Source organism: Actinomadura sp. 3N508 (genome assembly GCF_044326375.1).
Taxonomy (GTDB): domain Bacteria; phylum Actinomycetota; class Actinomycetes; order Streptosporangiales; family Streptosporangiaceae; genus Spirillospora.
The window spans coordinates 93,046-113,934 of record NZ_JBIRAX010000011.1 but is presented as its reverse complement, the minus strand read 5'-3'; the positions used below and the strand labels follow the sequence as shown (position 1 = coordinate 113,934).

Genomic DNA, 20,889 nt, shown 5'->3' with positions numbered 1-20,889 from the left:
CGAGGAGTCCTTTCACCAGTCGGTGGAGGGGCTCCTCCTCTGTTTGATCACGGCGCTAACCGAACAGTGAACACTCCAAATCCCCATCCATAAGGTCCTATCCAGCTCCGCGGGAAAGGTCTCGCAGCGTGCTTGGACGTAACGGCCAGTTGGCCGTCCATACAGGGACCCTGGGTCGTCTGGTGGTCGTGCACGCCGACCTCGGAGACTCCGAATGGCCAGGCACACCCGAACTCGCCAGGCAGCTCTCTGCACTTGTAGGCAATCTTGATGGTCGCGTTTGAGTCGAGTAGGCTTTCCTGTGACCTCGTGTTGTGTACACAATGAACACTGTGTACTCTCCGCCTATGACCTTCGAATACCCGCTCCGCGAGGCCCGCGCCCAACTCGGTGCTCTCGCTGAACGAGCCGCCCATGGGGAGGACATCGTCTTCACCAAGCACGGCCGCCACTACGTACGGCTCGTCGGCGTGCCCACCTACACCTACGCCATCGAGGTCGCCGACTACATCGGAGGGCCCTGGCGGGATGACGAGTACGACGACTCCGTTGGCGAGGAGCCCTTCAGTGGCAGCCCCCAGGTTCTCGCCGAGAGTATCCTCAACGAACGGATCATCGGCGTACGGCCAAATGAGGGCCTTCCTCCGGACATCAGAGTGCTCCTCTGGCGCGGCGCGCGGTACGACCATGACCCCGTGGCGGAGGCCAGTCCGCCTCCCGACTACTACGGGGCGTGGGACGAGTAGCGCATCACCTTAAGAGCTTTGGCGAGGCGTATTCGATCTCCCTCACCTGATCCTCCGGGGTCTCGTGGGGTCATTGACTCGGCGGTGGCGCGGTCGGCATCCCGAGGTCAGTCTGTCCTGGGGTTCCGGTGCGCATGATTGCCGTCCACCGCCAGCCTGGTTGGCCACTCACCTCCGGCACTCTGGCCACCCGCCGCCACTTCGCGTGACCGCCTACCTTCAAGATAGAGACCGCTCTTCACCACTCCTCAATGGCCGTCCGCAGCAGCGCAAGACCAGGACGACACAGCGCCTCCTCCGTGACCCCCTGGCCCGCGCTGGCTTCGCGCCATGATCCGCCGGACAGGCCCTGGTGCGGCGCCGGTGTCCGCACGGCCGGATGACAGTTCAAGTCGCGTCTCCCGCGATGACGGGCATGCCCAGGGGGACGGCATTTGCGGGTTGCGTGCGTTCCGCCCGAACGAGGGCAGCCATCTTGGTTTTCGCTGCCTCGAGGCTGACTTGGAGTCCTTGGACTTCGCCGAGCCAGCGGTGGTCGCGGGCCTCGTCGATTCGGCGTTTGAGGTTGTCGATGATCTCGGCGAGCCGACGTTGCTGTCGTGGGTCGACGCGGAGCATGGGGCAGCGGATGCCCCGTTGACTGAACTAGGCACGGAGATTCCGCAGTTCAGAGGGCAGATCGCGGCCCCGGTCACTACGGTCACCAATCGTGATGAACGATGCACCCCAACGGGATCTGGCGGCGCTGGTGGTTCCTCGGTGGGGCCGGCTGGTGGAGACCGACGACCGGTACGAGCCCTACCGGATGGTCGGGCCCGACGGTGCGATCGTGGAGGCGACCTCCGTCTTTTTCCAGGAGCTGCTGGCGGCCGGGAAGGCGCCATCGACGGTCCGCTCCTACGGGATGGACCTGCTGCGCTGGTGGCGGTTCCTGCACGCGGTGGATGTCGGTTGGAACCGCGCGACCCGTGTGGAGGCCCGCGATTTCAGCTGCTGGATCCAGCTGACGGTGAAGCAACGTCGTCTCGTCAGAGGCCGCAGTAGCGCTGGAAGGGCGGCGAGTCTGTTCAGTGAGAAGGCGCCGAATCCAGTCACCGGCAAACCCGCGCTCACTGACGGATACGCCCCGGCTACCGTCGCTCATTCCGAAACGGTGCTGCGTGGGTTCTACGACTTCCACCGGGACGCGGGTACCGGCCCGATCCTGAACCCGTTTCCACTCGATCCTTCCCGGCGGTCGCGACGGGCGCATGCGCACCACAATCCGATGGACGGGTGGGCGCGCGAGCGGGTGGGGCGTTACCGGCCCAAAGTTCCGCATCGAGTTCCCCGAGCGATTCCCGATCAACGGTTCAATGAGTTGTTCGCTGCGCTGCCGTCGAATCGAGACCGGGCACTGGTGGCGTTCTGGATTTCGACCGGAGCACGGGCGTCGGAGCTACTGGGAGTACGGCAACGCGACATCGACCCCGGCCAGCAGCTGATCACCGTGGTGCGCAAAGGGACACGCGCGGTGCAGCAGGTTCCGGCGTCGGCGGACGCGTTCGTCTGGCTGCGGTTGTATCAGGAGGAACTGCACGGCGAGATTCCCCGGGGTCGGAGCCAGCCGGTGTGGTGGACGTTGCGGCGGCCACGGCGGCCGTTGAACTATCATGCGGCGCATCGGATGTTCGAGCGCGCCAACGCCGCACTCGGGTCGGACTGGACATTGCACGACCTGCGGCACAGTGCAGTGGCCAGAATGGCTCGCGACCCGCAGCTGACGCTCAGCGACGTGCAGCTCGTCATGGGCCATGCGCACCTGTCCACGACCGAGATCTACCTGACCCCGGACAAGGACGAGGTGATCGCGGGCGTCCTGGCCCGTCACGCCCGCGTCGCCGAGCAGCGGGAGAAGGCGGCGCCTCCGCCGCCTGCGCCCGGCTACGACCCGCAGGCGTTGAGTGTGCTGTTCGGGAGGACGCTGTGACCTCCACCGTCAAGCACGTCACCCGCAAACCTCTGCCCGCCACCGCTGCGGCGGCTGCCGGGCAGAGGTCCCGGAACCAGCAGCTGCGCAACGAGTTCCCACCGCGAGCTGTCGAGGAATGGTGGCCGCACACCGCAGCCTCGGCCGAGCAGACGCTGAAACGGTTGACCGCTCCGCCGTTCGTCGCTGCAGCTGCCGCCACTCAGGCCGGGAGACGGCGTGGCGCGTCCAAGCTGCTGCGCTGGCTGTCGACGTTGCCCGGGGACACCTGGCAGGACCGTTGGCAGGCCAGCGGCGCGGAGAATCACCCAGGGGCAGGTTGGATCAACCTGCCGATGGACTGGTTGACAGCACACGGCGGTGCGGCGTCATACGACTCGACGGACCTGTCGTCCGGGTTGCTGATGCTGATCTGCGGCGATGTCATCCGTCCCGGCTTGCCATGGATGCTCACCCGCACCCATCGGTATCTGGCGTCAGTGATGGCGCAGGTCAGGGATCCGAACGGGTTCGCGGAGCTGAGGGAGCTGGCCGCCCGCCGAACCGGCCAGCTCCCAGGCGGACGCCAAGATCGCGGCGACCAGGATCGCCACGATTCTGGCCTGCAAGGGCGGGGTCATCGCCGACATTGCGGTCGGCGACTGCGTGGAATTGGTCGAGACCATGCGACAGGTCCACACCCGCGGCGGCCAGAAGAAGGTCGACTTCTATCTCCGGTTGCGTGCCCTGGGCGTCCTCCCCGAGCACGCTCCTCACAGTATCCGCGCGTTCGGTCTGGCCGGCGGGCGGCTGACGATCGAGCAGCTGGTCGACCGATATCGCATCCAGTGTCGGCCGATTCGGGATCTGCTCATCGACTACCTGCGAGAACGCCAGCCCTCACTGGACTTCGCCAGCCTGGACAACGTCTCCAGAACTCTGGCCGGGCTGTTCTGGGCCCGCGTCGAGGCCCTCGCTCCCGGCATCGACACCCTGCGACTCCCGCCAGAAGTCGCCCGCTCCTGGAAGGAGCAGCTGCGGACGATCAAACGCACGACCACCAACGCCGCTGGTCAGCGAGTCGAGGTCTCGACCCCGCGCCTCAACGCCAAGGATGAGCTGATCCGAGTCCGGGCGCTTTACCTCGACATCGCGCATTGGGCCGTGGAGGATCCAGCCCGCTGGGGCCCTTGGGTCGCGCCCTGCCCCATCAGCGACGCCGAAGTCCAGAAGGCCAAGGAACGCAAGCACCGCAAGGCCCGGATGGACCAGCGCACCCGTGAACGACTGCCCGTCCTGCCCGTGCTCGTGCGCACTGCCAATGATCGGCGCCTCGCCGCCGCCCGCCTGCTGGCCGCGGCACGGGCGACCGAGCCGGGAGCGTTGATCGACGGCACTGATGGGACACTGCGAAAGGCAATCGCACCGAAGGCGATCGGACGACTTATCTGGGCCGAGGATGTCGCCACCGGCAAACGGCGCAATCTGTCTCACGAAGAAGAGGAGGCGTTTTGGGCGTTCGCCACCATCGAGGTGCTCCGTTTGACCGGTATCCGTTGCGAGGAACTACTTGAGCTCAGCCACCACAGCATCACTGAATACCGGCTGCCCACCACGGGCGAGTTGGTGCCCCTCCTGCAGATTGCTCCGTCCAAGACCGACACGGAGCGACTGCTGCTGGTCAGCCCCGAACTGGCCGACGTCCTGAGCGCCATCATCCAGCGCCTGCGAAACTCCGATGGGTCGATCCCCCTGGTGGTCTCCTACGACGTCCGGGAGAAGATCTGGAACCCGCCGTTGCCAGTGCTCTTTCAGCGCGGCATCGGTAATGAGCGCCGCGCGTTCACGCCTTCGGCCATCCGCAAGCTGCTGATCAATGCGCTCGCCGCGACCGAACTCACCGACGCCAACGGCGGTCCGTTGATATTCCAGGCGCACGATTTCCGAAGAATTTTTGTCACAGATGCCATCATGAACGGTCTGCCGCCGCACATCGCGCAGATCATCTGCGGGCACAAGACCATTGACACGACCATGGGTTACAAAGCCGTCTACCCAGTCGAGACGATTGAGGCTCATCGAGCATTCATGGCCCGCCGCCGAGCAACCAGGCCCAGCGAAGAATATCGAACGCCGACCGACGCCGAATGGGATGCGTTCCTCGCGCACTTCGAGAAAAGAAAGGTGTCGGTTGGAACCTGCGCCCGAGCGTTCGGCTCACCCTGCGTCCATGAACACGCTTGCGTGAGATGCTCGCTCCTGCGACCAGATCCCACGCAGCGAGCCAGGCTCGAAGAGATCCGCGACAACCTTGAAGCCCGCATCATCGAGGCGAAACGCGAAGGATGGCTGGGCGAGGTCGAGGGCCTGCAAGTCAGCTACAGCAGCGTCAAGGACAAGCTGACCCAGATCGACGCCACCCTCCAGCGAAGGGCGACAGCGATCGAACTCGGCATGCCCTCGTTCGGATCAATCTCCGGAAGAGCCTCTGCCCATGAGAATAGAGTTTAGAGAAAGCCGGTTCATCACCGTCCATCCCGGCATCGGCGGCGGACAGTCGGCGGCCGTCATCGACTGGCCCGACGCGGTCGCCGCTCTGGGCGTCAGCCTTCCCGGCTCTGGAGGCGAGCAACGGATGCTGAAGATCACGGCAAGTCTCACCGATAGCGGCCCGTTGACACCCATCACCGGCCTCAACTGTCGCAACGCCACCCCTCGTGGTCAGGGATATCGGCCAGGCTACCGAGCGGGCCCTGACGCCCGTTAGCCTGACGGCACGAGCGTCTGCCAACTCCCCCAAACCGGGGGGCGCCGCTCGCCACTGCCGAGCATCCTTGAAGAGGAGGCACTCGGCAGCGGATCGGTACGAATGCAGCAAGGTGCTGAGGAGGTTAGATGGTGTGGTGGAAAAGGAGGGCTGTCCCTGTTTGTGAAGTATGCGGGGCAAAGCTGCCGATGGGGGCTACGATACTGATCTGTGGAAGCTGCTACCAGCGCCTTCCCCCCAGTCCTGAAGAAGTCGCAAAAGCCGAGCGGGCGCGGCACTTGAAATTTGTTCGCGAGAAAGCCGAAGCGGTCCGCTATTTTTCGTCCTGGCTTCCCAAGGCGCCGTATTGGCCCGAAGAGTGGCCGCTCTCCGGAATGGACAGCAGCGACGGGCGGCCCGCTAACATCGTCCTCCCCCTCGACGAAGCAATTGAAGAGTTCGCGGACGCTACAGTCCCAGCCCCCGTGGGCAGTCACCGGCACCTTTTTTCATTTGCAAGCGAGAGCCGTCGTCCAAAAGAGTACAAAAAATGCTTGGCGCGAGTTGTGTCTGTGCGGGAGAGTCAGGAATGCTACCACTGGGATGGATCCGTATATCAGCTGCAAGACAATAGGATATTTGTCAGATGGGATAATCCTCGTTATTCGAGCGGCTGAGTCACGGGTCACCTCAGACCATGAGACAAATCGCAAGTTCAGAGAAGCATGTATCAGATGCTCAATCCTTAGGCCGGACCGGCCCAACGGGGACGGCTCGATGAGATCCGAGACAACCTGCCCGACCGCATCGCCGAGGCCGAGCGTAAAGGCTGGCTCGGCGAGATCGAGGGCCTCAAGGTCAGCCTCGCCGGCGCCGAGGACAAGTTCGCCCAGATCAACCGGCCCGCTCGCTCCAAGACCGACCTTGGCATGCCCGCCTTCAGGCTGACGGCCGAACGGACCGCCATAGAACCTGCACAACTCGACTCACCCCTCCGCTAACGGGGACATCGGCCGGATGATCTTCAAGTGAAGTTCCCCAATAGACGCACTGAACGAGATGATTCTCAGATGGCTTGGGAGTGGGTCGCACCTGTCGTCACCGGCGCCGCTGGCGCCATAGGAGTGTGCTTCACCTGGCTTGCCGGCGCCCAGAGTCGCATACATGCCGAACGCATGGTCGAGCAGAACCACCTAGCTGAGGAACGGACGCGCCTGCTCAAAGAACGCAGGGACGCCTACCTCGCCTTCCTGCACTGGATCGAACTGGTGAGCAAACGAGCCGAATACGTGATGCGAGGCGCACACGACGAGCTTCAACAGTTCGACGAGCAGTGGCCTTGGAGCAAGCGCATCGACTGGACGATAGATGTGCTGATCGGTGTCCAGGCTTTCGGAAGCGAACGGGTGTTCCAGCTCGCCGAGGATTGGATGGACGCCCACGATGCCGAACTCCACGACGTCACCACCGAACTCCGCAAACAACTTCGAGCAGTCGTTCGAGATGAGCTCCAGGACCTCGTGCCGCAGCACGAGGTCCGTCGAAACCGACGCTAGTCCAACCTCCGACCTCGAAGATCCACAAGTTAGTTCAGAGAAGCAGGCGTGTTCGTGGTTGCAGGGTGTTCCGTAGGGTCGGCCACAGGTACCGAGTTCGACCTTGCGGAGTTCGAAGTGCTGCTGGAACTCGCGCCATTCTTCTTGGGTGGGCTCGCGGTATTCGGTGGTGGGCCGCATCGCGCGGCGTTCGTCGACGAAGGCCCGATAGGTCCTGATCAGGTCGTCTTGGAAGACGGCGAGGTACGCCTGTGTGGTGGTGAGGTTCTTGTGGCCGAGTAGCCGGGCGGCGATATGGACGGGCAGGCCGCCGGTGACGGCGTCGGTAACGAACATCCTGCGGAAGTCGTGCGGTGTGAAGCGCAGCGGCTGACCGGCCCGGTCGAGGAGTCCGGTGCGTTGGAGGGTGTGGTTGAGGAGCTTTTGGACGACGCGGGGGCTGATGACTTCCTGGCGCCAGCCGCCTTGGGCGCGTTGGAAGAGGTGGGGCAGAGGCGGCCCGGTGACAGCTTCTTGGCCGTCGTAGCGGCTGACCAGGGGAACGGTGCCGTGGATGGCGCGGATGCGGGCGATGACGGTGGCCAGGCTGCTCGCGAGTTCGGGGGTGACGAGGAGGAGGCGTTCTTCGTTGCTCTTGGACGGGACAATCTGCAGGAGCGGGACGATCTCGCCGGTGCCGGGGAGCTTGTAGGAGATCAGCGCGAGGTGGGTGATCTCCAGGAGTTCCTCGATGCGGACTCCGGTGTGCCGCAGCACTTCGATGATGGCCCAGGCCCAGAACGCCTCGTCTTCGGCTTGGGTCAGGTCGGTCTGTTCGCCGGTTACCCGGTGCTGGACGAGGATTGTCGGTCGTCCCCTCTGGGTGCCGCCGCGGGCGAACGACTTGTAGACGATCCGCCGGTAGAGCGTTGCGTCGTGATCGAAGGTGTCTCCAACTTCGGTGGCGGTGGCCTTGGCGAGCAAGTCGGCCTGGTCTTGACGATGGCGTTCGGCGGCCTCGACGAGCGCTTGGAGGTGCGGTAGCCGGTCGCGGATGCGCTGGTGCATTTCGGCGGTGGTGGCCCTTCGTTCCTTGGCCATGCCGTCGGTGTCGCCCTTGCGGACCGGGCTGGGCACTGCCCAAGGCGCCCACGACGGGTCCTCCAGTGCCCATTCCTGCAGGTCGAGGTAGAAGCTGCGGACGTGGGTGAGCACTGCCAGGCGACTCTTGCGGACACGTTTGCTTCCATCGGCTTTGACGACATGATGGAGGCGTTCCTTCCACGCGACGACGACGTCCTCGGGCAGGTCCAAGGACCGGACCTCGGGGTTGTGCTGCTCGATGTCGGCCCAGAACGTCGAGGCCAAGGTGCAGACGAAGGTGCGAAACGAGCTGTAGTCCATACCGGGCCGTCGCTCGTCGAGGTAGCGGATCAGCAGGTCTCTGATCGGCTTGTTCTTGATCTGATAGCGATCGACGAGTTCAGCGGTGGGTCGCTGGCCTTGCCGTAGAGCCGACCGCATGGTGGTGCGCTCCGGCAGGACCCCGATATCGACGAGCAGTTCCCACGCGCCGTGGACGCCTTGCGTCATCCGGCCAGCGTGGCCGAGTTGCCAGGCGCGAACCTCGAACAGGTCGTCGGGGGTCAAGTCTGGAAGGTCCTTGCCGGTGTGGAGCACGACCTTGGTGAGCAAGGTGAGGGCTTCGGCGAGCTGGCGGCCTTCCATACCTCGGCGCAACCCCGCCTGCTCGACACGGGCGAATGCCTCGGGGCTCACCGCACTGCGGATGATCTTGAAGAGGTTGACCGCTCCGTAGGCGGTCAGGAAGGTGTAGCTGGGCAGGATCACCCGCAGGGCGAGCAGGCAGGTCAGCGCGGTTCTGAGCTCGTCCCGGACGTGCTGGGGGCCGCAAGGCCGCGGATCATCGGCCACGAGCTGGTCGATCCATTCGGTGCCGTAGTCGGCACCCGAGTTCTGCCATCGGTCCTGCCAGCCGTCCCCGGGCATCGTCTGGAGCCAGGACAAGATCCTGGTGGCGCCGCGCAGGCGGGTGCCTCGCCCACCGTGGGTGGGCTCCGGCCAGAACGGCAGCGTGGGCAGAAGGTTCATGATCTTCTGCATCGGCATCCGGTCGGCGGAACCGGTGCGCTTGCGATGCTGCAGCTCCCGGTGATCGGCGAAGGTGGCGTTGCGGCGTGGGGTGCGGGTGCGGATGTCAACGGCCATCGAAGGCACCGCCCAACAGCATGGCTAGGTCGGCGGCGTTGTAGCCGGCGGCGGCTTGCTGCGGCGAGTTGGCGAGGCGTTCTTCGCGTTCGGTCAGGTGCTGACGGACGCGTTGGATGACCTCATAGTCGTCTTCCTCCAGGTAAAGCTGGGTTGTGGTGAGGTGGGCGTGGCCGAGGATGGTCTGGATGTCGCGTAGCGACAGTTTCTGATCGCGGATCATCCGGATCGCGCAGGTATGGCGCAGGTCGTGCATCGACCAGTTCGTGCCGAGCTTGGCGTTCGCCCGGCGCAGCACCGCCCGCCAGGCGTCATAAGACAGCGGTTGCCGTTCGAGCGGGCCGCCGTGGCGCCTGCGACGCCGCACGGTCAGCCAGACCGGATCGTTGGCACCGTGGCCACCCAACTCGGCCAGATAGAGGCGGAGCCAGACGAACGCGTCCGGACCTGCCGGAAGCCACTGCAACAGGCCGCTGCCCTTATGCCGGACCCGGATGAGCTGATCACCCCAGTCGATATCCGCGCCACAGATCCCCAGCAGTTCGGCCGCCCGCGCGCCCGTACTCACATCCAACGACAAGATCGCTCGATCCCGATTGCAGGTCATGGCCGAGAACAGGCTGTTCCAGAGTTCATCCGGCATGGCACGACGTCGGCGCTTGGGCCTGGGCGGGTTGTAGCGGAGCTTGCCCTCGGCTCGATAGGGCTCAAGCGGATTGTGGTGAGCATTGGGTCGCCTGCCCCGTGCCCGATCCAGCGGCACCGGGTTGATGATCGGGCCGACGCCCTGCTCGCCCCAGAAGGCGTAGAACGATCGCAGGACCGCGTTACCGTGCCGGATCGTGCCGACGTCGTACCGATCACCGGGATACCGCTTGCGGGTGGTCGGATTAGTTGTCCCGGCCGTGGCTGCCGAGCCTTTCCGCCACCCGGCGATCGGCTTGGACGCCTGCCTGAGCCAGAGCACGAAGTCCCGGGTCTCCGCCGAGGTCACCATGTCCCAACTCGCCTCGATCGCGATGAGGAACCTCCACCACCGCTGGAGCGCGTACGCATAGCTACGTACCGACCCCGCGGCCTTCCCCTGAGCAGTGACATCCCGCAGATACCGCTGGACCGGCTCGACCGCTCGACCGCTGTCGTCCTCGAACCGCCAGGGCACGACCCCGGCGACCGCCACGACCCGCCCCCACACTGGGAGCCGGATCGTAGCAAGATCACGCTCTGATTCCTCGCCCAGATCCATGCAACCTCCTCGCTGAGGAGTGCATGACTATCGACCGGAACCGGTATCAGCCAGCTCGACATGCCACGGACGGGACCCGTAGTCCGGTCAACATGTCGTTGAATCCCCAGGCACTAGGTCGCGTACATGACGTCCACCGCATAGCGGGTGAAGCCCAGGGACTCGTACAGGCGGACGGCCGCGACGTTCGACTCGTCCACGTAGAGCATGAACTGGTCGGCGCCGGTGTCGCGGAGGTGGTGCAGGCCCGCGAGTGTCAGGGCGCGGCCCAGGCCGAGGCCCTGCGCGTCCGGGTCGACGCCGACGACGTAGACCTCGCCGATATCGCCGGGGTGGGTCTTCGTCCAGTGGAAGCCGGCGAGGCGGCCGTCGCGTTCGGCGAGGAAGAAACCGGCCGGGTCGAACCAGTCTTCGGCCTCGCGGTCGCGGACGTCCTCGATCGTCCAGGCGCCCTGTTCGGGGTGGTCGGCGAAGGCGCGGGCGTTCACGTCCAGCCAGGCCTGCTCGTCGCGGCCGGGCTCGAAGGTGCGCAGGGTGACGCCGTCCGCGAGGCGCGGCTCCGGCAGCGGGCCGGACGCCGGGCGGCGCAACTGGAACAGCGCGCGGACCCGCGCCATGCCCTCGGCACTCGCCAGCGCGGCGGCGGCCGGCAGATCGCCGTGGGCCCACACGCGCAGCGGACCGCCTGCCTGCTCGCGCAGGGCACGGAGCAGCGCGCGGCCGTGTCCGCGGCGGCGGTGCTCCGGGTGGACGACCAGTTCCCCTGCCGCGGGCTCCTCATCGGTCGCGGGGTCGAGATGCCCGTACGCGACGATCGCGCCGCCGTCGGAGATCGCCGTCCCCGCGCGGCCGCCGCGGAGCGCGAGCAGTGCGTGCTCGGAGAGCGGGCCGATTCCGTCGGCGTCCGTCGCGGCTTCGACCAGGGCCAGCACGGCGGCGACCTCGATACCGGCGTCCAGCACGCGCACTTCGCTCATGATCGCCACCCTATGTGACGGACGCCGTGAACCCCCTGATCAAGTTGTCACAGAAACGTCATCGGGCCGCCTGGAAGCGTACGCCGGGCGCGCTTACCGTCCGCAGCATGACTCGACGACGCACCATCCTGGCCTGCGCCACGGCGGCGCTGACGGTCGTGGGCCTGGCCGCGCAACCGGCGGCGGCGCGGCCCGTCCCGACAGCGTCCGTGCGGCTGCTGGCCCTCAACGACTTCCACGGCAACCTCGAGCCGCCGTCCGGGAGTTCCGGCAGGGCCATCGACGAGAACGGCGACACCGTCCTCGCGGGCGGTGCCGCCTATGTGGCGGCCCACCTCAACAGGCTGCGGAACCGCGACACCCTCACCGTCGCGCAGGGCGACCTGATCGGGGCCACGCCGCTGATCTCCGCCGCCTACCACGACGAGCCGTCCGTGCAGTTCCTCGGGGACGTCGGCGTCACGGCCTCCGCGGTCGGCAACCACGAGTTCGACGAGGGGTATGAGGAGCTGCTCCGCATCCAGAACGGCGGGTGCCATCCCGTCGACGGCTGCTCCCCCGCCGGGACGTGGCGCGGCGCCAAGTTCGACTACCTCGCGGCGAACGTGCTGAAGAAGCGGAACCAGCGGCCCGCCATGAAGCCGTGGACGATCCGCAATGTCAACGGCGTCCGGGTCGGCTTCATCGGCGTCGTCACCAAGACGACGCCCACCATCGTCACCGCCGAGGGCATCAAGGACCTGGACTTCGTCGACGAGGTCGCCGCCGCTAACCGCGCGGCCCGCGAGCTGAAGCGGCGCCACGTCCGCGCGATGGTGCTGCTCGTCCACGAGGGCGACCAGGTCAAGGCGAATTCGCGGCCGGACGAGTGCGGTGTCGTGCCCGGCGCCGGGTCCCGCATCGCGAAGGACGCCGACCCGGAGATCGACGTCGTCCTGTCCGGGCACAGCCACCAGCAGTACGTCTGCTCGGTCGAGGACCCGAACGGCGAGCCGCGGCTGTTCTCGTCGGGTTCCTCCTTCGGACGGGTCATCACCGAGGTGAACTTGAAGGTGAACCGGCGGACCGGTGACATCGTCCGGTCCTCCATGAAGGGCGACAACCATGTCGTCACCCGCGACATCGCGCCCGACCCGGCGACGGAGCGGTTCGTCCAGACGTGGAAGGACCGCGTCTCAGAGATCGCCGACAAGCCCATCGGCAAGATCAGCGCCGACCTCACCCGCGCCCCCTCCCCGGCGGGCGAGACCGCGCTCGGCGACGTCATCGCGGACGCGCAGCTCGCCTCGATGAAGGGCTTCGGCGCGCAGGTCGCGGTGATGAATCCGGGCGGCGTCCGCACCGACCTCACCTACACGGCGAGCGGTTCGGAAGGCGACGGCGTCGTGACCTACGGCGAGGCGTTCGCCGTCCAGCCGTTCAGCAACGTGATGGGCGTGGTGTCGCTGACCGGCGCGCAGCTCGACGCGCTGCTCGAACAGCAGTGGACGGCGGCGGGCGAGAAGATCCTCCAGCCGTCGGCGAACCTGAACTTCACGATCGACCGCTCGAAGCCCGTCGGCGACCGCGTCTCCGCGATCACCATCGACGGAGCACCGGTCGACCCGTCCGCCACCTACAAGGTCGCGGCGAACAACTTCCTCCTGGGCGGCGGCGACGGCTTCACCGTCTTCACCGATGGCAAGGACCCGGTCCTGGGTCCCATCGACCTGGACGCCTTCGTCGCCTACTTCACCGCCCAGGGCACCATCACGCCCCCGCCCCTCAACCGAATCTCCGGAAGGTAACCCCGGCGATGGCCCGCCGCCCCAGAGGGCGGCGGGCCGCTTACTTGGCCCTAAGCCCAGCCCCCGGATACGGGCAGGCACGCGGAGCGAGCTCTGCGAGCGCAGCGGGCATGCCCGGCGCGCCGCGTCCCCGCAGCGGCGGGAGCGCCAGCGACCAGAGCGAGGAGACCCGTGCCGCGCAGCCGGGGGGTTCGGGGGGTCGCCCCCCGATAGACAAAGAGACCCGTGCCGCGCGGCCGGGGGCCTGGGGGTCGCCCCCCGATAGATCACGCGCCGAAGAAGTGGACTACGAAGTAGACGATGGCGGCTACTGAGGCGGCCATGGGCATGGTGAGGACCCAGGCGGTGATGATGTTGCCCGCGACGCCCCAGCGTACGGCGGAGAGCCGCTTGGTGGCGCCGACGCCCATGATGCAGGACGTGATCGTGTGCGTGGTGGAGATTGGAGCGTGCCAGATGTAGGCGGTCGCGTACAGGATCATCGAGGCGGTCGATTCTGCGGCGAAGCCCTTCGGCGGATCCAGCTCGATGACCTTGCGGCCGAGCGTCCGCATGATCCGCCAGCCGCCGGCGTACGTGCCGAGGGACAGGGCGCCCGCACAGGCGATGATCACCCACAGCGGGACGCTCTTGCCGTCGGAGTGGCCGGTGGTGACGAGCGCCAGGACGATGATGCCCATCGTCTTCTGCGCGTCCTGGAGGCCGTGCCCCAGTGCCATCGACGCCGCCGACAGCGACTGCGCGATGCGAAAGCGCCGGGAGATCCGGCCGGGGTTGGCGCGGCGGAAGATCCACAGGATGGCGATCATCACCAGGTAGGCCAGGCAGAACCCGACGACCGGCGACACCACCATCGGGATGGCGACCTTCTCGACGACGGTGCTCCAGCTCACCGTGGACGCCGACGCGAACCCGGCGCCGACGATGCCGCCGATCAGGGCGTGCGAGGACGACGACGGCAGCCCGAAGTACCAGGTGATGAGGTTCCACGTGATCGCGCCGAGCACGCCCGCGGCGACCACGGTGAGGCCGTGCAGCCCGGTCGGCGGGGTGATGACCTCGCTGACGGTCTTGGCGACCTCGACGCCGAGCAGCGCGCCGATCAGGTTCATGATCGCCGCCATCAGCAGCGCGGCCCGCGGCGTCAGCGCCCGCGTGGACACCGAGGTCGCGATCGCGTTGGCGGCGTCGTGGAACCCGTTGGTGTAGTCGAAGGCCAGCGCGATGATGACGACGAGGACGAGCACGGCGGCCTGCGCGTCCGAGCGCAGGCCGAGCGCCCCGGCGAGGATCACCGCGAGGAAGCCCAGCAGCAGGACGGGCCAGAACCGGACCGGCCCGCGCCGGACCTGTTCGCCGAGGGTCGGCTCGGTGGTGGACGGGTCGTCCTTGGTCAGCGTCGCGCCGACCGGCCCGCCCACGTCGTGGCCGGGTGGGCCGCTCGGCCGCGGGCCTTGCGGCTCGTCCGACACGCTCATGACTCCTTGACCGCGATGGTCTCGACCGTGTTGGCGATCGCCTCGAACGCGTCGGCCGCGTCCTCGAGACGGTCGATGATCTGCTTCAGCTTCAGCACGGTGAGCGTGTCGTACTCGCCGCTGAACAGCTTCGCGAGCAGCTTGCGGTAGACCTTGTCGCCCTGGTTCTCGAGCCGGTTGATCTCGATCCAGTACTCGTTGAGCTCCTTCATCGACCGCAGCCTCGGCATCGCCTCGGCGGTCAGCTCGGCCGCCCGCTCCAGCACCTCGACCATGGCGACGACGCCCTTGGGGAACTCCTGGATCTCGTAGAGGTCGACGAGGTCGGCGGCCTCCTCCATCTCGTCCATCACGTCGTCGATCGTCGAGGCCAGCCGGTAGATGTCCTCGCGGTCGAACGGGGTGATGAACGTTTCGTTCAGCCGGCGCATGATCGCATGGGTGCATTCGTCGCCCGCATGCTCGCAGGCGCGCATCTTCTCCGCGATCGCTGCCCGGTCGGCACCGTCGCTGATGAGCTCCACGAGCAGCCTGGCGCCGGTGACCAGGTTGTTCGCCGAGTCGGCGAACATGTCGTAGAAGCTGTCCTCACGCGGCGTGAGACGCAAGCGCACGTCGTTCTCCTGATGTGCCGGAACAGTCCGCAGAGGATCGTAGGCGCTACCAGCCGTAAAAAGAACCTTTGCCCCAGCTTCTGCTGGTGTCCTCCATCCTCTCACTTCCAAGATTGCCCCGGATCATGAGGTACATACCCCGCGTCAGCCCCGTATCTACGGGGACGGCCGCCGTTTCGGCGGTGCGGAGGGGCCGGGCGAGGAGCCTTCGGCCAAGATCATAAGTGAGATTTGTTACACGGGCGGCAGCGCCGGGCCGGGGACGCCGTGATCGGCGTCCCCGGCCTGCTGCGTGCGACTGCCCTGCCCTTCAGCTGGGTGGACGCGTCCTCCCACCCCCCTGGGACCGCTCAGTCCCGTGGCGTCAGCTCGCGACGACCGGCTTCGTCGGACTGCACTCCGAGCACCATGTCGATTTCCGCGACGGTCAGCGGCCGCTCGGCAGCCGCCACCGCGCTGAGCATCTCGGCATAGAGTTCGATCTCGTCCAGCGCAACACGGTCGTGGACGCGCAAATCGAGGTTCTGGCGCACCGCGTCCACCTCCGTTCGTTCCCCACACCCAGGTCGAGGCTACGCGCCCCGCCCGGACGGGCACATGACCCAAGAGGGCCATTCGAGGGCCACCTGTGACCCTGTCAATCCGGAGGACGCCCACCTGAATGATCTAGGCACCGGCCCGGGTGACTCCTCGTACCCTTCCCACCAGACGCCGGTCTGATACATATGTCGCGAACGTCCAGAGTTGGCCATGGCGGCGGCCGGGCGCGTCCCGCGGCCGGTCAGGGGCCGGACGCCGCCGGTCAGGGGCCGGGGCGGAAGTCGCCGAGCATCTGCTCCAGCTCCGTTTCGGGCAGGTCACGGGCCGTCAGCCGCGCCACGGTGGCGGCGTTGACGTCGGCGCCCGCGAGCCGGGCGGCCTGCCGCCCCACCGTCTGCTCGAACAGGGCGCGGACCGTCCGGGCGTAGGCGAACCGCGGGTCGCCGCGCAGCCGCGCGAACCGGTTCAGCAGCTCGACGCGCAGCTCCTCGTCGAGGACGTAGAGGTCGCGTTCGGCGTAGCTCTGGAAGAGCTGCACCATGTCGCGGTCGCCCATCCCGGTGAACTCCAGGGTCCGGCCGAACTCGGCACGGAACGCGGGATTGCCCGCGACGAAGCCCTCCATCTCGGCCGCCGGGCTGGAGCAGATCACCATGAACCGGGTGCCGCCCGCGTTCATGCGGCGGAGCAGCTCGGCCACGACGGCCGGGCTCCGGTCGAGCCGGTACGCCTCCTGGATGAGCAGGACCCCGCCGAGCGCCTGCTCGACCATGCCCGCGACCCGGTTCCGGGTGTCGGCCTGGTCGCGTCCGGCCAGGTGGACGGGACGGCACGCGACCACATGCCCCGACTCAAGCAGCCCGAGCGCCGCGTAGATCCCGCCGACGAGCCCCGCCACGGTCGTCTTCCCGGTGCCGGGCGGCCCCACGAAGATCAGGTGCCGGCCCTCGCCGCCGGACACCCCGTAGCGCGCCCGGTCGGCGGCGAGCCCGGCCTCGTCGGCCAGCTCGTGCACGGCGGCCTTGACGTCCTCCAGCCCGGTGAGCTGCTCGAGCTGGCGCAGGTAGCCGTCGATGTCGCCGGGCGGGCGCAGCGCGGGCTCGATGCCCTCCGCGACGCCGGCGAGGTCGTCCGGGGTCAGCACGAGCCGGTCGTGGGACGCCCCGGCCCGCTCCATGTTCCGCTGCGCCGCCTGGTCCAGGTACGCCTCGACCAGCCGCGCGTTGACCAGGTCGCCCGGCCCGCGGAGCCGGTTCAGGTCTTCGCGGGCGACCTCCATCGCGGACGCGCCGATCGTCACGCGCCGCTCCTCGGCCAGCAGGTGCAGCAGCATCATGCGGTTGTCGAGGTCGCTGAAGTCGGGCAGCCGGTGGACGCGGAACGCCTGGACGAGCTTGGGGTGCTCGCGCAGGAGCTTCTTGTACGCCTGCGGCTCGCACGTCGCGATCACGGGCGTCGTGTTGACGGGGTCGCGGCGGGCCCGGCGCACCGCGCCGACCAGCGCGCCCGGGTCCGGCGCGCCGGCGATCGCCACGTCCAGCCGCTCGAACAGGACGACCGGGCCCGGCTGGGCGAGGATCTGCCCGATCCGCTCGGGGGGCGCGTCGCGGACGTCCTCCGCGTCGTGCGCGCGGATCGACCCGTCGCCGAGGCCCGCGTTCGCGAGCGTCAGCGCGATCAGCCTGGACAGCCTGCGCTGCCCCGAGTGCGGCCCGCCGACCAGCAGCACGCCCGGCACCCCGGGCTTGATCGAGCTGGGCGCGCCGTCCACCCGGGTCTCCTCGGCGCCCTCGCCGCCGGGCGCGTCCCACTCCTTGACCTGCTGGCGGACGGCGGCGAGCAGCTCGCTGGCGTCATGGTCGCCGTACACGAAGCCGAATCCGAAGCGTTCCAGGACGCGGCGCTCGCTGCGGTCCTTCGGCGGCGGGATCTCGTGGACGGGCTGGTCCGGCGAGGGTGTGTCGTCCAGGAAGTCGAAATCGCCGACCATCGTCTTGGACATCACCTTCGTCCCCGGCCCGGCCCCAGGGACCGGGGGTGGTGGCGACTGGGCGGCGTCGTCCTCCAGGTCACCGGGCCCGAGAATCCGCGTGCCGGGCGGGCCTGCAGGGACGCTCGGCCCTACCGGGCCCCCCTCCACACGAGTGGACTCCGGATCGAACGCGGGAGGCGGCGGCTGCTGCTGATATTGCTGCTGCTGTTGCGGCGGCGGCTGCGAGACGTTCGGCGACGGCGGTGGCGGCGTCGCCTGCATCGGAGGGGCGGCACCGGACGGCTGGTAGCCGAGGTGCGTGTACGGCGGCACGAAGTTCTCGTCCTGCTTCTCCTCCTCCGGAGGCGAGAAGCCGCCGGGCTGCGGCTGCCGCTCGGGCACGGCAGGCGGAGGTGGAGTCGGGGTCGAAGGCGGAGGCGGGGTCGGAGACGCACTCTGCATGGGCACGCGGTTCTGCATGGGTGCCGGGTTCTGGTTCTGCGCGGACACAGGCGGCGCTACACCCGGGCGCTGGAACCCGAGCTCCGTGTAAGGGGGCGCGACGCTCCCCTCGTCCCGGTCCTCTTCGGTGGGGCTGCCGCTGATCAGCGGGTCCGGCGGCGCGAAAGCGGCCTGTTGCCCAGGCCCGGCCATGGGATTGGCGGGCATCTGGTTGGCCACGGCCTGGCCGTACGGCTGAGCGGGCGGCTGGACGAACGGACGGTCAGGCTCCGACGGCGCGCTCTGCGCATGCGGAGGCGTACCGGGAGCGATCCCGGGCTGGCTCTGCATGCTGAACGGGACCGGCTGCGGTGGCGCGGGGTTGGGCGGTGGTGTGGCGGTCGGGGACGCGGCCGTCGCGCGGGCCCGGTTCCGGCCGATGATCCCGGCGATGATCGAGGTCGGGACGGGAAAGCCGCGCGGCCGGGCGGGCATCCCGCCGAGCCGGCACCAGGCCAGGTCGACCTCGTACATCGCGGCCAGCAGCGTCTCCGCGCCCGTGCCCGAGCCGGCCGCGGACCGCAGCGGCTCGGGGAGGCGCATGTCCTGCGGCCAGAGGCGCCGCAGCGGATGGCCCTGCTGCTCCGACACCGCCTGCACCGTGTAGCGGATCTCTGGGTCGAGCCAGGGAACGATGGTGCCGACCATGTCCTTGCGGACGACGTCCAGATCGGCGGCGAGAAGGGCCGCGGCCACGAGGCGCGGCTCGATGTAGGCGGGTTCTGCAGGGTCGCCCGAGAGCCCGGCTATCAATTCGCTGAGCGTGTAGAAGGCGTGCCGGAAGTTGTCGCCGGGCGAGCTCTCGTTCCTTAGCGATGGGACCAGGTTCGGTGGGCAGCGCGTCAGCCACTGCTGGACGATCGCCTGGTCGCCGTACGGCAGCGCCCCATAGTCGACGGTCGGGTTGGCGAGGGTGGTGCCGAGGATGGCGAGGAGCGCGTCCGCCCGGATCTGGAACCGGACGTCGTCGCGCAGCGCGCTGGCGACGGCCCACATCGTCCGCAGGACGACGACCGCCGCGTCCACCCGGCTGGCCCGGAGCCGTTCGGCGTAGAGCCCGACCAGCGTCTCCAGCGGCGGCGGGGTGAGCCAGCGCGGGCCGTCCACGAGAGGGAGCGGCTTGGCGCGGTATGGCTTCCACAGGTCGAGCATCTGCGCGTCCAGCCGCGAGTCGAACGCGGGCGAGGACGAGCACCACAGCATCACGCCCCACGCCACGACCACGGTGGACGGCGTGTCGCTGGAGAACTCCGGTGACCAGTGCGGATAGTCGGGCGCGGACAGCGTCGCCGCGGACTCGACCGTCGACCGGACGCGCGAGCTCAGGTCGGTCGCGAACCCGTGCCCGACGAACGGCAGGCCGGTCGGCGGGTCGTAGGAGAAGTCGGGCCCGGCCGGGATCACGTGCGGCGGCAGCGCCGGGACCTGCACCCCGGCCTGCTGCGCGGGCCGCGCCGCCATCCGGACGGCGGGCGTGCGCGGCGGCGGGCACAGGTACCACTGCCCGTCGGCCGGGTGCAGCCGGTACCAGCGGGCCCATGCGCCGAACAGCCACCAGGTGCCGTCGGGCAGGACGAGCATGCGGCCGGCGATCGCGTGATGCCGCTGCTGCGGAGGCGTCGAAGGCCACCATGCGGCGGCCACCATCGCCCGCGTGTCGCGCTCTGCCTCCGCGAACGGATCCGGCCCCATCTGGGGGCTGGGCGGCGGAGCATTGCCATAGCCCGGTCCCCACACCACGAAGGTCATGGTAGTCAGCAGAACGCGGCAGGGGTCCCGCCCACCGGCGCATTCACCGCGTTCCCGCAGGTCAGCGGGTTATCTTTCCGACCTTGACGTCAGTCCCACCGGACGTCGGCGCGGTGCCGCCTGGCCTTCTCCACGTACACCTCGGGCGTGTGCGCCAGGACGAGCCGGTCGTCGTCGGTCAGCTCGCGGACGATCCGTCCCGGCGTCCCGGCGACGAGCACCCCGGACGGGATCTTCTTCCCGGGCGGCACTAGCGCACCGGCGGCGATCAGCGTCCCGGCGCCGATCCGGGCCCCGTTGAGGACGATCGCGCCGATGCCGATGAGCGAGCCCGTCTCGACGTGGGCGCCGTGCACCATCGCCTTGTGGCCGAGGCTGACGCGGTCTTCCAGGACGGCGGGCGTCCCCGGGTCGGCGTGCAGGCAGCAGAGGTCCTGGATGTTGCACTCCTCGCCGACGACGATCTCCTCGTCGTCGCCGCGCAGCACCGAGCCGTACCAGACGCTGGACGCGCGGCCCAGCCTGACCCGTCCGACGACGACCGCGCCGGGCGCGATCCACGCTTCGGGGTCGATGTCCGGCCGGTGCTCGCCCAGCGTTCCGAGATACTCCATGCCGCCGATGCTAGGACGGCCGCTCCAGCCGCCCCGCAGCGCCCTGCGCCCACCCGGGACCCCTGGATAGCGCGAATTTTCCGAGATTGGATAGTTTGTCGCTCTTAGCAGGTGAAGAAACCACGACGAGAACCGCGTTCCGGTTGCGCGAATGGGGTGGACCGGACGAGAGTCGTCCTGACGTTTCCACATGTGGACCCGCTGACC

At 68.1% G+C, this 20,889-nt stretch carries 14 protein-coding genes; 4 read left to right on the top strand and 10 right to left on the bottom strand.

What is annotated here, in order from left to right; genetic code table 11:
• Positions 1-347 precede the first annotated feature (347 nt).
• A complete protein-coding gene (locus ACH34S_RS32780; RefSeq protein WP_395956735.1) occupies positions 348-746 on the top strand; it encodes a type II toxin-antitoxin system Phd/YefM family antitoxin in 399 nt (132 codons plus the stop codon).
• A gap of 387 nt (positions 747-1,133) precedes the next feature.
• Here the strand turns inward: ACH34S_RS32780 and ACH34S_RS32775 are convergent, their stop codons facing one another.
• Positions 1,134-1,364, bottom strand: a complete 231-nt coding sequence (locus tag ACH34S_RS32775) for a hypothetical protein (RefSeq protein WP_395956734.1) — start codon at positions 1,362-1,364, stop codon at positions 1,134-1,136.
• A 94-nt stretch (positions 1,365-1,458) separates the two neighbouring features.
• Between ACH34S_RS32775 and ACH34S_RS32770 the strand changes: the two genes are divergently transcribed.
• Positions 1,459-2,715, top strand: coding sequence for a tyrosine-type recombinase/integrase (locus ACH34S_RS32770; protein WP_395956733.1), 1,257 nt, complete (start codon positions 1,459-1,461; stop codon positions 2,713-2,715).
• Positions 2,716-3,191: 476 nt separating this feature from the next.
• Here the strand turns inward: ACH34S_RS32770 and ACH34S_RS32765 are convergent, their stop codons facing one another.
• Positions 3,192-3,335: a hypothetical protein gene (locus ACH34S_RS32765; protein ID WP_395956732.1), complete on the bottom strand. Its 144-nt coding sequence runs from the start codon at positions 3,333-3,335 to the stop codon at positions 3,192-3,194.
• A 25-nt stretch (positions 3,336-3,360) separates the two neighbouring features.
• Between ACH34S_RS32765 and ACH34S_RS32760 the strand changes: the two genes are divergently transcribed.
• Complete coding sequence (locus ACH34S_RS32760; RefSeq protein WP_395956731.1) at positions 3,361-5,205, top strand: tyrosine-type recombinase/integrase; 1,845 nt, start codon at positions 3,361-3,363, stop codon at positions 5,203-5,205.
• A 1,428-nt stretch (positions 5,206-6,633) separates the two neighbouring features.
• Here ACH34S_RS32760 and ACH34S_RS32755 read toward each other — a convergent pair.
• The 3 genes from ACH34S_RS32755 to mshD all read right to left on the bottom strand — a co-directional run bounded on the left by ACH34S_RS32755 (position 6,634) and on the right by mshD (position 11,427).
• Entirely contained in the window at positions 6,634-9,204 is a 2,571-nt protein-coding gene (locus tag ACH34S_RS32755; RefSeq protein ID WP_395956730.1) for a tyrosine-type recombinase/integrase, read from the bottom strand.
• Entirely contained in the window at positions 9,194-10,450 is a 1,257-nt protein-coding gene (locus ACH34S_RS32750) for a tyrosine-type recombinase/integrase (protein ID WP_395956729.1), read from the bottom strand. Before ACH34S_RS32750 ends, ACH34S_RS32755 begins: the two co-directional genes overlap by 11 nt.
• Before the next feature lie 113 nt (positions 10,451-10,563).
• Complete coding sequence (mshD, locus tag ACH34S_RS32745) at positions 10,564-11,427, bottom strand: mycothiol synthase (RefSeq protein ID WP_395956728.1); 864 nt, start codon at positions 11,425-11,427, stop codon at positions 10,564-10,566.
• Positions 11,428-11,534: 107 nt separating this feature from the next.
• On the opposite strand from mshD, the gene ACH34S_RS32740 reads away from it, so the two are divergent.
• Positions 11,535-13,214: a bifunctional metallophosphatase/5'-nucleotidase gene (locus ACH34S_RS32740; protein ID WP_395956727.1), complete on the top strand. Its 1,680-nt coding sequence runs from the start codon at positions 11,535-11,537 to the stop codon at positions 13,212-13,214.
• A gap of 266 nt (positions 13,215-13,480) precedes the next feature.
• Here the strand turns inward: ACH34S_RS32740 and ACH34S_RS32735 are convergent, their stop codons facing one another.
• The 5 genes from ACH34S_RS32735 to ACH34S_RS32715 all read right to left on the bottom strand — a co-directional run bounded on the left by ACH34S_RS32735 (position 13,481) and on the right by ACH34S_RS32715 (position 20,682).
• Positions 13,481-14,692, bottom strand: coding sequence for an anion permease (locus ACH34S_RS32735; protein WP_395956726.1), 1,212 nt, complete (start codon positions 14,690-14,692; stop codon positions 13,481-13,483).
• Positions 14,689-15,306: a DUF47 domain-containing protein gene (locus ACH34S_RS32730; RefSeq protein ID WP_395956725.1), complete on the bottom strand. Its 618-nt coding sequence runs from the start codon at positions 15,304-15,306 to the stop codon at positions 14,689-14,691. Before ACH34S_RS32730 ends, ACH34S_RS32735 begins: the two co-directional genes overlap by 4 nt.
• Positions 15,307-15,656: 350 nt before the next feature.
• Entirely contained in the window at positions 15,657-15,848 is a 192-nt protein-coding gene (locus ACH34S_RS32725; protein WP_347813412.1) for a hypothetical protein, read from the bottom strand.
• 260 nt (positions 15,849-16,108) lie between these two features.
• On the bottom strand, positions 16,109-20,068 hold the full coding sequence (locus ACH34S_RS32720) for an AAA family ATPase (protein ID WP_395956724.1): 3,960 nt from the start codon (positions 20,066-20,068) through the stop codon (positions 16,109-16,111).
• Between the two features lie 89 nt (positions 20,069-20,157).
• Complete coding sequence (locus ACH34S_RS32715) at positions 20,158-20,682, bottom strand: gamma carbonic anhydrase family protein (RefSeq protein ID WP_395956723.1); 525 nt, start codon at positions 20,680-20,682, stop codon at positions 20,158-20,160.
• Positions 20,683-20,889 lie beyond the last annotated feature (207 nt).